Raw genomic sequence first — 12,779 nt, 5'->3', positions numbered from 1 at the left:
CCGGGCGCTCGCGAGAAGTCTCATGCTGATCGGTAGCTATTCCCCCACGCTGGTTATCATTTCGCTCTGTGTAGCGATTCTCGCGTCCTATACCGCGCTCGACCTGACCGGGCGTATCGCCACGGCCAGAGGCCGGGCGGTGCATTTGTGGACGGCGGGCGGAGCCTTCGCCATGGGCATCGGGGTGTGGTCGATGCACTTCATCGGCATGCTCGCGTTCAATTTGCCGATCGACTTGGGCTACGACTTCACCATCACATTGCTGTCGCTGCTGACCGCGATCCTTTCTTGCGGATTTGCCCTGTGGCTGGTCAGCCAGCCACGGTTGCCGGCCTGGCAACTGGCGTTCGGCGCGTTGGTGATGGGTGCCGGGATCAGTGCGATGCACTACACCGGCATGGCCGCCATGCGCATGCAACCGGGCATCGATTACGACCCGACGCTGTTTGGCACCTCGCTGCTGATCGCCGTTGGTGCCTCGGGCGTGGCTCTCTGGATCGCCTTCCGGCTGCGACAGCACACGCCGTATGTGGGTCTGTTCCGTGGCGGCGCGGCGGTGGTCATGGGCATCGCCATCGTCGGCATGCACTACACCGGCATGGCGGCAGCGCGCTTTCCTGAGGGCAGTTTCTGTGGCGCTGCTGCCAGCGGCTTGAATGGCAAGGGCCTGGACAATCTGGTGCTGATCACCACGCTGGCGGTGTTGAGCATCGCTTTGCTGACGTCAGTGCTCGATGCGCGACTGGAAGCACGCACCGCTGACCTGGCGCGCTCACTGACCGAGGCTAACCGCGAACTGACCCAACTGGCCTTGCACGACCCCCTGACCGGTTTGCCCAATCGCGTCTTGCTGGCTGATCGCATCGAACAGGCCATGTCCAAGGTCAAGGAGCAGGGTGGCTGTTTTGCGCTGATGTTCATCGACCTGGACGGTTTCAAACCGGTCAACGATGCCTTTGGCCACCACATGGGCGATCAGTTGTTGCGCGAAGTCGGGTTGCGCCTGCGTGAAGATTTGCGTAGCCAGGATACGTTGGCGCGCATCGGCGGCGATGAATTTGTGCTGCTGGTGCGGCTCGCCGAGCCGGATGACGCGCTCGGCCTGGCGGCGCGTCAGGTGGGGTTGATCGCGCGCTCGTTCCGGGTGGCTGAACATGACTTGCAGATTTCCGCCAGCGTAGGCATCGCGCTATACCCGGGTAACGGCCAGAACGCCCAGGATTTGCTGATGAACGCCGACGCGGCGATGTACCACGCCAAGGGCGCCGGTAAAAACGGCTACAGCTTCTTCGACGCGTCGATGAACAGCAACGCGCGCAAACAGCTTCAATTGTTGCAAGACCTGCGCAATGCGCTCGATCAGGAACAGTTCAGCCTCTATTACCAGCCCAAGTTCGACGCCAGCAACGGCCGGCCGGTGGGCGCCGAAGCGCTGCTGCGGTGGGAACACCCGACACGGGGCATGATGCTGCCGGACACTTTTATTGATCTGGCGGAAAAGACCGGGCTGATCATTCCGCTTGGCGAGTGGGTGCTCAACGAAGCCTGCCGTCAGATGCGCAAATGGTATGTGCAGGGTTACACCGACTGGCGGATCGCGGTGAACCTCTCGGCGTTGCAGTTCTGCCATGCAGGCCTGGTTCAAAGTGTGGCCAAGGCCCTGAGCACACACCGGCTGCCGGCCAATAGCCTGACCCTGGAAATTACCGAAACCACCGCCATGAGCGATGCGGACGCCAGCATGACGGTGTTGCAGGAGCTCTCGACCATGGGCGTCGATCTGTCCATCGATGATTTCGGGACGGGTTATTCGAGCTTGATGTACCTCAAGCGCCTGCCCGCTAATGAGTTGAAGATTGACCGTGGGTTTGTCCGCGACTTGGAACACGACAGCGACGACGCGGCGATTGTCTCGGCGATTGTTGCACTCGGTCAGGCCCTGGGCTTGCGGATCGTCGCCGAAGGTGTCGAAACCGGCGTGCAGCAAGACTTCCTGACCAAACTGGGGTGTGATTCGTTGCAAGGCTATCTGCTGGGGCACCCGCAGCCGGCCGACCGCTTCATGGTGGACATCCGGCGCGCAGAGAAACTGTCGACGGCCTGAAGATCCCACCGTCTGTAGCAGCTGCCGAGCCTGCGAGGCTGCGTCCGGCAGCGCAGCTGTCGTGAAATCTAGCGGCGTGGTGTTTCAAACAGGCCGCTGTGAAGGTCTTACGACTGCTTCGCAGCCGGACGCAGCCTCGCAGGCTCGGCAGCGGCTACGGACGGTAGTGTGGCGGGGTGTTGGTAATGTCTGTTGATGTGTGACCATGCAAAAGCCGGCAATGACGGTTATCCTTGATTCCGATTGCTTACGCTGGAATGGGGGAACGCCTACATGGACAAAGTCATCGTCATCACCGGTGGCGGTCGCGGTATCGGTGCCGCTACTGCTCTGTTGGCCGCCAGGCAGGGATATCGGGTTTGTATCAACTACCAATCTGACGAGGCCGCCGCGCAAAGCGTGCTGGAGCAAGTTCGAGCACTGGGCGCTCAAGCCATTGCGGTGCGCGCAGATGTCAGCATTGAAGATGAAGTGATCGCTCTGTTCCACCGGGTGGACACTGAACTGGGTCGGATCACGGCGCTGGTGAACAACGCCGGCACCGTCGGGCACAAATCCCGGGTCGACGAAATGTCCGAATTCCGCATTCTCAAAATCCTCAAGACCAACGTCCTGGCACCGATACTTTGCGCCAAGCACGCGGTCCTGCGCATGTCACCCAAACACGGCGGACAGGGTGGCAGCATCGTTAACGTGTCTTCGGTGGCCTCGCGTTTGGGCTCGCCCAACGAGTACGTGGATTACGCCGCGTCCAAAGGTGCGCTGGACAGCTTCACCATCGGCTTGTCCAAGGAGGTCGCGGGCGAGGGCATTCGCGTCAATGCCGTGCGGCCGGGCTTCATCTTCACCGACTTCCATGCCCTGAGCGGTGACCCGGACCGGGTCAGCAAGCTTGAATCGGCGATTCCGATGGCGCGCGGCGGACGCCCGGATGAAGTAGCGGAGGCGATTGTCTGGTTGTTGTCGGACAAGGCTTCTTATGCGACCGGGACGTTTGTTGATCTCGGCGGTGGGCGGTAAGCCTTAGCCATTGGGATTGATCGTTCCCACGCTCTGCGTGGGAATGCATCCTGTGACGCTCTGCGTCACTTTCCAGTGCCGAACGCGGAGCGTCCGTAGCGGCATTCCCACGCAGAGCGTGGGAACGAGCGGCACCATCAATCGTTCAGAACGACCGCACAATCCGCCCCAACGTCTCCATGGCTTTCTCCGCCGCCTCATTCCAGGGGCTGCCGTAATTCAAGCGGATACAGTTGCGAAACCGCTGCGTCGGCGAAAAAATCGGCCCCGGCGCGATGCTGATGCCCTGCGCCAAAGCCATCTGGAACAACTTCAGCGAATCCATCTGCGCCGGTAATTCCAGCCACAGGAAATAGCCGCCGGCCGGTTGGCTGACGCGGGTCTGTGCCGGAAAATAGCGGGCGATGGCGGCGAGCATGGCGCTTTGCTGTTCTTCGAGGGCGTAACGCAACTTACGCAAATGCCGGTCGTAACCACCGTGTTGCAGGTAATCGGCGATGGCTGCCTGCGCCGGCATCGAGGCGCACAGTGAGGTCATGAGTTTCAAGCGTTCAATTTTTTGCGCGTAACGCCCGGCGGCGACCCAACCGATGCGGTATCCGGGGGCCAGGCTTTTGGCGAACGAGCCGCAATGCATCACCAACCCTTGCGTATCAAACGCCTTGGCCGGTTTCGGCGCCTGCTGACCGTAATACAGCTCGGCGTAGACATCATCTTCAATCAGCGGTACTTGATGACGGCGCAGCAACTCGACCAATTCCTGCTTTTTCGCCTCGGGCATGGTCGCGCCCATGGGGTTCTGGAAGCTGGTCATGCACCAGCAGACTTTGATCGGATGACGTTCCAGCGTCTGGGCCAGTACACCCAGGTCGATGCCGTCCCGAGGGTGCACCGGAATCTCCACCGCCTTGAGTTTCAGGCGTTCCAGAATTTGCAGGCACGCGTAGAACGCCGGCGCTTCAATAGCCACCAGGTCGCCGGGTTCCGTGACCGCTTGCAGGCACAGGTTCAAGGCTTCCAGCGCGCCGTTGGTGATCAGCAACTCTTCCATCGGCAGCATCAGCCCGCCGACCATGTAGCGCAGGGCGATTTGTCGACGCAATTGCGGGTTGCCGGGCGACATGTCAGTGACGACCATGCGCGGGTCCATTTCCCGGGCAGCGCTGGCCAGCGAGCGCGACAGGCGTTGCAGCGGGAACAGGGAGGGGCTGGGAAAGGCGGAGCCGAACGCGACGGTATTAGGGTCCTTGATCGAGTCGAGCACCGAGAACACCAGTTCACTGACGTCGACTTCGGTGGACTCGTTGACTTGGCTGCTGATCACCGGCTCCGAAAACGGGCTCGGGGCGTGGGCGTTGACGAAGTAGCCGGAGCGCGGCCGGGCGCGGATCAGGCCTCGGCGTTCGAGCAGGTAATAGGCCTGGAACACCGTGGACGGACTGACGCCGTAGGTTTGACTGGCGTAGCGCACGGAAGGCACGCGCTGGCCGGGACCGAGGACGCCGGAGCGGATCAGTTCGGCGATGTCGTCGGCGAATTTTTCGTAGCGTTTCATCGGGTGCCTGGATGGGTGATATTCAGAAAAACCGAGGTGACTTCTTCGCGAGCAGGCTCGCTCCCACAGGTATTGCGATGTCCTTGTGGGAGCGGGCTTGCCCGCGAATGGCAGCACCGCAGTCTAAGGGATCAGCGGTTCATCGGCGCAACAAACCGGCTCTTCGCTTCGCTATAAATGTCCGGTTCATCACTGTCGACAACCCTGAACGTGATCGCCTGCGAGCTGCTGGCTGGCCGCTCCGTGGTCATTGCCACCGACACCGGCACATCGACAATCTCGCCGGGCGCCAGGCTCAGCTGCGTTTTGCCCTGCAACTGAAAGCCGTCACCCTCAACCAAGGTCAAACGATAGTCCTGACGCTGCTGTGTTTTGTTGATGACCTTCAGGCTGTAGATGTTTTCGATCTGGCCCTGGCTGTTCTCGCGGAACAGTCCACGGTCCTTGCTCACGTCCAGCGACACCATTGGCCGCTCCACCAGCGCGAGGGCGAGGGCGCCGATCATCACCAGCAGCACCGCCGTGTAACCGATCAGCCGTGGCCGTAGCAGGTGCGTCTTGCCACCCTGCAATTCATGCTCCGAGGTATAGCTGATCAGCCCGCGGGCGTAGCCCATTTTGTCCATGATCGAATCACAGGCGTCGATGCAGGCCGCGCAACCAATGCATTCCATCTGCAAGCCATCGCGAATGTCGATGCCGGTCGGGCAGACCTGCACGCACAACTGACAGTCGATGCAGTCACCCAGGCCGACTTCGGCCGGTTTCACCTCACGTTTGCGCGGGCCACGATTTTCGCCTCGGGCAGCATCATAAGAAATGGTCAGGGTGTCCTTGTCGAACATCACACTCTGGAACCGCGCATACGGGCACATGTGCATGCACACGGCTTCACGCAACCAACCGGCGTTGATGTAAGTGGCACCGGTAAAGAACAGCACCCAGAACAGGCTGACACCGCCCATATGCCAGGTCAGCAGTTCTTCGGCCAGCGGCCGGATCGGTGTGAAGTAGCCGACAAATGTCAGGCCGGTGAGCAGGCTGATCGCCAGCCACAGCGTGTGCTTGGCTGAGCGGCGCAAGAGTTTGTTCAAGCCCCATGGCGCGGCTTGCAGCTTGATTCGCTGGTTGCGCTCGCCTTCCGTGATCTTCTCGCACCACATGAAGATCCAGGTCCAGGAACTCTGCGGGCAGGTGTACCCGCACCAGACCCGGCCGGCGAACACGGTGATCGCAAACAAGCCGAATGCGGCGATGATCAGCAGCGCCGAGAGCAGGATGAAATCCTGCGGCCAGAAGGTCGCGCCAAAGATGTGGAATTTGCTTTCGGAAAGGTCCCAGAGCACCGCCTGGCGGTCGCCCCAGTTCAGCCACACCGTGCCGAAAAACAGTAAAAACAGAAAACCCGCACCGCTCAGGCGCAAGGTGCGGAACAGGCCGGTAAAACTGCGGGTATGGATCAAGTTGTCGCTGGACTTGGCCTTCAGCTTTGGACGCGAAGGCTCAAAAGTCTGTACAGGGGCGCTTTCAACTAATCGGACGGGGATTCTATCGCTCATGGTCTGTCGCTCATCAGCCTCCATCAGGCCAGCGCACTATGAGCGTCGATCTGTTTGCATAACAGACTCAGGTATTGCAATAAAAAGCGGATCAGATGAGCGCTGACCCGCTACCTGCGACAACTTGAAGCACCTGCCACAGCAGGACGTGCGTGCGTGAATCAGACGTGCGCGGACAGTGTTGATCAGCGTCAGTCAAATCACCGAATCACTGTCGGTGACCTTCAAATGCCGGCGACCATCCACCGCGCCTGCTACGGTCAATGCGTCGGCTTCTGCTTCGGTGATGTAGACGCGCTGTCCGTTCAGGTCGACAGCGGACATGGCTTTTTCCGAGTCGGTGATGATGGTGACGTCGGGGCACAGGCGAATTTCCTCGCCGTTCTCCAGGATAAAAAAGCAGGTCTGGTTTTCGATGCGCACGGTCATGGGGCGGGTCCTTTTTTCTGCTAGTACATGAACGTTAGGGCGCATTTGACGACCATCGTTCGCTGCAACCGATTAGTGGTCAGCGCGGTCCACCCGCTAACAACACGCACAAGGACCCCAGCATGAACGCCTGGTGGCATGAGAGCCCGGGACGCTCTGCGTCCCATTTGGAGCTGGACGCGGAGCGTCCGTTGAGGCATTCCCACGCAGAGCGTGGGAACGATCATCGCCGTCATTGTCATGAGCACGGTTTCACAATCACTGGCGGCATTGTGCTCGGTGGTTCTTCCCGCGGTGGTGGTTGGGTGCCGGGCGGGTCTTGCTCGGGCACCGGCTCCGGTTCGGTGGGTGGAATGACCGGGCTGTCGATGTTCGGATCAGGCGTTTCGGCGGGGATTGGAATACTCATTGTTGAAATCTCCGAGTGTCAGTCTGCGGTGGCACATGGCGTAACTCGTGCTTAAGTGGATTGACCTGCTGACGCGCGAATTGATTCCCCGGCAATCAGCCTGGGCAAATCACTCTGAACTTTTATCGAATCCGGTGGCTCCCAACCTAAGCGAATCCATTCAGGGAAACCCGGTACAAGAGCGTCCATGGGGCGTGAAGGAGCGATGCTCGATGACTGCGCAAAAACCGACAGAGCTGAACTACAACCCTCACATGCCGCTGTCGCAGGCGTTACTGCTGCCGCGAATCGCGATTGAAAACACCCAGCCGACCCTTGATGGCGGACAGTTCGCCGTCAAAGCCGTGGTGGGGCAGGACGTGGTGGTGTCCAGCAAAGTGTTTGCCGACGGTCACGACAAACTGGCGGTGCGGCTGCGCTGGCGCGCCGATGGCGATGACATCTGGCAAAGTGAAGTCATGGCCGACCAGGGCAACAATGGCTGGCAGGGCCAGTTCCGCGTCGAGCGTCAGGGGCGCTATCTGTTCTGCATCGAGGCCTGGATCGATCAGTTCGCCAGTTTCTGCTACGAACTGGAAAAGAAGCACGCAGCGCGAATCCCCGTCAGTCTTGAGTTGCAGGAAGGACGCACGCTGGTCCAGCAGGCCGCCGGGCGCAGCGAAGGTCCGTTAAGCGAACAATTGGCGGCGTTGCACCATGAGTTGTCCGGCCTGCTCGAAAACGAGCAGGTCGCGCTGTTTGTGCACCAACGTAGCGCCGAGCTGATGGCTCAGGCCGATCATCGCGCCTACGTGAGCCTGAGCCCGGAGTACCCGCTGGATGTCGAGCGGGAGCTGGCGCAGTTCGCCAGTTGGTATGAGCTGTTCCCGCGCTCGATCACCGATGATCCGGCCCGTCACGGCACGTTCAATGACGTGCACTCGCGGTTGCCGATGATTCAGGACATGGGATTCGACGTCCTGTACTTCCCGCCGATTCATCCCATCGGACGCAGCTACCGAAAAGGCCCGAATAATTCCCTGACCGCCGGTCCCGACGATCCCGGCAGTCCCTATGCCATCGGCAGCGAAGAGGGCGGGCATGAGGCGATTCACTCGCAACTGGGCACCCGCGAAGACTTCCGCCACCTGGTCGCCACGGCGGCGGACTACGGGATTGAAATCGCCCTCGATTTTGCGATTCAGTGTTCCCAGGACCACCCGTGGTTGCAGCAGCACCCGGGCTGGTTCAACTGGCGGCCGGACGGCACGATCAAATACGCCGAAAACCCGCCGAAGAAATACCAGGACATCGTCAACGTCGACTTCTACGCTAACGATGCCATCCCGAGCCTTTGGGTCGAACTGCGCGACATCGTGGTCGGTTGGGTTGAAGAGGGTGTGAAGATCTTTCGCGTCGACAACCCTCACACCAAACCGCTGCCGTTCTGGCAGTGGCTGATCGCCGATGTGCGGGCGCTGTACCCCGAGGTGATTTTCCTCGCGGAAGCCTTTACCACGCCGGCGATGATGGCGCGGCTGGGCAAGGTCGGCTATTCGCAGAGCTACACCTACTTCACCTGGCGCAATACCAAGCATGAGCTGGCGACGTATTTCACCGAGCTCAACGAGTCACCGTGGCGCGAATGCTACCGGCCGAATTTTTTCGTCAATACCCCGGACATCAACCCGTTTTTCCTGCATGAGTCGGGGCGCGCGGGCTTTCTGATCCGCGCGGCGCTGGCGACCATGGGTTCGGGTTTGTGGGGCATGTACTCGGGCTTCGAGTTGTGTGAGGCGGCGCCGATACCGGGCAAAGAGGAATACCTCGACTCCGAGAAGTACGAAATCCGCCCGCGGGACTTCAATGCGCCGGGCAACATCATTGCCGAAATTGCCCAGCTCAACCGGATTCGTCGGCAAAACCCGGCGCTGCACACGCACCTGGGCTTAAAGGTCTATAACGCCTGGAACGACAACATTCTGTATTTCGGCAAACGCAGCGCGGACGGTAGCAACTTCATTCTGGTGGCGGTCAGCCTGGACCCACACAACGTTCAAGAAGCCACTTTCGAATTGCCGCTGTGGGAAATGGGCCTGCCCGATGACGCCAGCACCCAGGGCGAGGACTTGATGAACGGCCACCGCTGGACCTGGTATGGCAAGTACCAGTTCATGCGCATCGACCCGGCCTACCAGCCGTTCGGGATCTGGCGGATTACCGTCTAGCACGATCATTCCCACGCTCTGCGTGGGAATGAAGCCCGGGACGCTCCGCGTCCCACCCGGAGCCGAACGCGGAGCGTCCGTTGAGGCATTCCCACGCAGAGCGTGGGAATGATCTGGGGTGTGGCGTTTTCTGTTTTTAACAGGAGTTTCAAATGGCGAAGAAACCCAAGGCAGCCACGTTCATCAAAGACCCGCTCTGGTACAAGGACGCGGTGATCTATCAGGTTCACGTCAAATCGTTTTTCGACTCCAACAATGACGGGATCGGCGACTTTCCGGGCTTGATCGCCAAACTCGATTACATCGCCGACCTTGGCGTCAATACCATCTGGCTGTTGCCGTTCTACCCCTCGCCGCGCCGCGACGATGGCTACGACATCGCCGAGTACCGTGGCGTGCACGCCGATTACGGCACCATGGCCGACGCCAAACGCTTCATTGCCGAGGCGCACAAGCGTGGCCTGCGGGTGATTACCGAACTGGTCATCAACCACACCTCGGATCAGCACGCCTGGTTCCAGCGCGCACGCAAGGCCAAACCCGGTTCGGCGGCGCGAGACTTCTACGTCTGGTCCGATGACGATCAAAAATACGACGGCACGCGCATCATCTTTCTCGACACCGAGAAATCCAACTGGACCTGGGACCCGGTCGCCGGCCAGTACTTCTGGCACCGTTTCTACTCCCACCAGCCCGACCTGAACTTCGATAACCCGCAAGTCATGAAAGCCGTGCTCTCGGTCATGCGTTACTGGCTCGACATGGGCATCGACGGTCTGCGTCTGGATGCCATCCCGTACCTGATCGAACGTGACGGCACCAATAACGAAAACCTCCCCGAAACCCATGATGTCTTAAAGCAGATTCGTGCCGAGATCGACGCCAATTACCCGGACCGCATGCTGTTGGCCGAAGCCAATCAATGGCCGGAAGACACCCAGTTGTATTTCGGCGACACCGACGCCAAGGGTTTGAACGGCGACGAGTGCCACATGGCCTTTCATTTTCCGTTGATGCCGCGCATGTACATGGCGCTGGCTCAGGAGGATCGCTTCCCGATCACCGACATCCTGCGCCAGACGCCGGAGATCCCGGCCAACTGTCAGTGGGCGATTTTCCTGCGCAATCACGATGAGCTGACCCTGGAAATGGTCACCGACAAGGAGCGCGATTACCTGTGGAATTACTACGCGGCCGACCGTCGGGCGCGGATCAACCTGGGGATTCGCCGGCGCCTCGCGCCCTTGGTGGAGCGCGATCGTCGTCGCGTGGAACTGCTCAACAGTTTGCTGCTGTCGATGCCGGGCACGCCGACCCTGTATTACGGCGATGAAATCGGCATGGGCGACAACATCTACCTCGGTGACCGTGACGGCGTGCGCACCCCGATGCAATGGTCGATCGACCGTAACGGCGGGTTTTCGCGCGCCGACCCGGCCAGCCTGGTGCTGCCGCCGATCATGGACCCGCAATACGGCTACCTGTCGGTCAACGTCGAAACCCAGGCGGGCGATCCGCATTCGTTGCTCAACTGGACCCGGCGCATGCTCGCCGTGCGCAAACAATCCAAGGCGTTCGGGCGCGGTACGCTGAAAATGCTGTCGCCGAGCAATCGCAGGATTCTGGCCTACACCCGTGAATTCACCGGGGCCGATGGCAAACACGAAATCATCCTGTGTGTGGCCAACGTCTCGCGCAGCGCGCAAGCGGCAGAACTCGACCTGTCGGCCTACGTCGGCATGGTGCCGGTGGAGATGCTCGGCGGTAACGCCTTTCCACCGATTGGTCAGTTGAATTTCTTGCTGACGCTGGCGCCTTACGGCTTCTATTGGTTCGGGCTTGCAGCCGAAAACCAGATGCCGAGCTGGCACGTTGAACCGGCGCAGAGCCTGCCGGACTTCACCACGCTGGTGCTGAAGAAGCGCATGGAAGAACTGCTCGAGGCGCCGTCCCGTGGCACGCTGGAGCAAGGCATCCTGCCAAGCTGGCTGCAAAACCGTCGCTGGTTTGCCGGCAAGGACGCGGCCATCGAACAGGTCAGCCTGGCCTACGGCGTGCGTTTCGGTGATCCGCTGCACCCGGTGCTGCTGAGCGAAATCGAAGTGACGAGTGCCGGCCAGACCCATCGCTATCAGTTGCCGTTCGGCTTTATCCCCGAAGACCAGGTGGGGGCCGCGCTGCCCCAGCAATTGGCCTTGTCGCGGGTGCGACGCGGGCGCCAGGTGGGGTTGATCACCGACGCCTTTAGTCTTGAACACTTTGTCCGTGCAGTGTTGCAAGGCATGCACAACGACACAGTGCTGCCTTCGAGCGCGGGTGACATCCGGTTCGAACCGACCGCAGAGCTGGCGAAACTCGGTCTGACCGACGAATCGCCTGTGCGTTATCTGTCCGCCGAGCAATCCAACAGTTCGGTGGTGATCGGCAACAGCCTGGTGCTCAAACTGATCCGCAAACTCGCCTCGGGTGTGCACCCGGAACTGGAAATGAGCGCATACCTGACCCAGGCCGGGTTTGCCAATATTTCGCCGTTGCTGGGCTCGGTGGTTCGCCGCGATGAACAAGGCGAGGACACGTTGTTGATGATCGCTCAGGGCTATTTGAGCAATCAGGGCGATGCCTGGGAATGGACTCAGAACAACCTTGAACGCGCCTTGCGTGACGAGTTGGCCGACGCCGTGTCCGAGCAGGAGCAGCACTACAACGCACTCGGCGAGCTGAAGGATTTTGCCGGCATGCTCGGCCAGCGCCTCGGGGAAATGCATCAGGTACTCGCGACCCCGACGAAAGACCCGGACTTCGCCCCGCAGGTCACCACACAGAAAGAAGCGCTGGCCTCGGCCAAGGATGTGGCAGCGCAAATGGAACATGCACTGAAGTTGCTCAAACACCATCAAAATGAACTGAGCCCGGCGGACAACGCCTTGGTCAGTCGTTTGCTGGACAACAAAAAAACCATCCTTGGCCATGTGCTGGAACTCGGTAAAAAAGCCGCCGGTGGTTTGCGCCTGCGTGTCCACGGTGATTTGCACCTGGGGCAGGTGCTGGTGATCAAGGGTGACGCCTACCTGATCGATTTCGAGGGCGAGCCGGCGCGGACGTTGCATGAACGTCGGGGTAAGCACAGCCCGTACAAGGACGTCAGTGGTGTGTTGCGCTCTTTCGATTACGCCGCTGCGATGACGATCAATGTGCACAACGTCGACAACACCGCGCAGGCACAGGCTGCCCGTCAACGGGTGGCCGAGCGGTACTTGATTGAAGCAAAACAGGCATTTGTCGACGCTTATCGGCTGGCGGCAGCTAGTCTTGCTCATGCGTGGCAAGATCCGGAAGGCGAGGACGCCGCGCTGGCGTTGTTCGGTCTGGAGAAGGCGGCCTATGAAGTGGCGTATGAGGCCGAAAATCGACCCACTTGGCTGCCGGTGCCGCTGCACGGCTTGTATGGATTATTGAGTGGGCTTAAACCCTTTTCCGATCTTGGTGGAGAGTAGTC

At 60.3% G+C, this 12,779-nt stretch carries 8 protein-coding genes; 4 read left to right on the top strand and 4 right to left on the bottom strand.

The window, feature by feature from the left end:
• Positions 1–22: 22 nt before the first annotated feature.
• Both LOY55_RS16820 and LOY55_RS16815 read left to right on the top strand, forming a co-directional pair.
• Positions 23–2,104 carry a bifunctional diguanylate cyclase/phosphodiesterase gene (locus LOY55_RS16820; RefSeq protein ID WP_258665853.1) on the top strand — a complete coding sequence of 694 codons (2,082 nt, stop codon included), beginning with the start codon at positions 23–25 and terminating at the stop codon, positions 2,102–2,104.
• A 273-nt stretch (positions 2,105–2,377) separates the two neighbouring features.
• On the top strand, positions 2,378–3,124 hold the full coding sequence (locus LOY55_RS16815) for an SDR family oxidoreductase (protein WP_223525501.1): 747 nt from the start codon (positions 2,378–2,380) through the stop codon (positions 3,122–3,124).
• Positions 3,125–3,269: 145 nt separating this feature from the next.
• Here the strand turns inward: LOY55_RS16815 and mapR are convergent, their stop codons facing one another.
• The 4 genes from mapR to LOY55_RS16795 form a co-directional block, all read right to left on the bottom strand.
• Positions 3,270–4,679 carry a GntR family transcriptional regulator MpaR gene (gene mapR, locus LOY55_RS16810; protein ID WP_046032189.1) on the bottom strand — a complete coding sequence of 470 codons (1,410 nt, stop codon included), beginning with the start codon at positions 4,677–4,679 and terminating at the stop codon, positions 3,270–3,272.
• Between the two features lie 131 nt (positions 4,680–4,810).
• Positions 4,811–6,238 carry a cytochrome c oxidase accessory protein CcoG gene (ccoG, locus tag LOY55_RS16805; protein ID WP_109786493.1) on the bottom strand — a complete coding sequence of 476 codons (1,428 nt, stop codon included), beginning with the start codon at positions 6,236–6,238 and terminating at the stop codon, positions 4,811–4,813.
• Positions 6,239–6,433: 195 nt separating this feature from the next.
• On the bottom strand, positions 6,434–6,667 hold the full coding sequence (locus LOY55_RS16800; protein WP_109786492.1) for a DUF3203 family protein: 234 nt from the start codon (positions 6,665–6,667) through the stop codon (positions 6,434–6,436).
• A 238-nt stretch (positions 6,668–6,905) separates the two neighbouring features.
• Positions 6,906–7,076: a hypothetical protein gene (locus LOY55_RS16795; protein ID WP_223525504.1), complete on the bottom strand. Its 171-nt coding sequence runs from the start codon at positions 7,074–7,076 to the stop codon at positions 6,906–6,908.
• Positions 7,077–7,288: 212 nt separating this feature from the next.
• On the opposite strand from LOY55_RS16795, the gene LOY55_RS16790 reads away from it, so the two are divergent.
• Positions 7,289–9,283: an alpha-1,4-glucan--maltose-1-phosphate maltosyltransferase gene (locus LOY55_RS16790; protein ID WP_258665849.1), complete on the top strand. Its 1,995-nt coding sequence runs from the start codon at positions 7,289–7,291 to the stop codon at positions 9,281–9,283.
• A 152-nt stretch (positions 9,284–9,435) separates the two neighbouring features.
• Positions 9,436–12,777, top strand: coding sequence for a maltose alpha-D-glucosyltransferase (gene treS / locus LOY55_RS16785; protein WP_109786489.1), 3,342 nt, complete (start codon positions 9,436–9,438; stop codon positions 12,775–12,777).
• The last annotated feature ends 2 nt before the right edge of the window (positions 12,778–12,779 follow it).

Source organism: Pseudomonas sp. B21-040, assembly GCF_024748695.1.
Taxonomy (GTDB): domain Bacteria; phylum Pseudomonadota; class Gammaproteobacteria; order Pseudomonadales; family Pseudomonadaceae; genus Aquipseudomonas.
The sequence above is the reverse complement of the archived record's forward strand: the minus strand, read 5'-3'. Positions and strand labels throughout refer to the sequence as shown.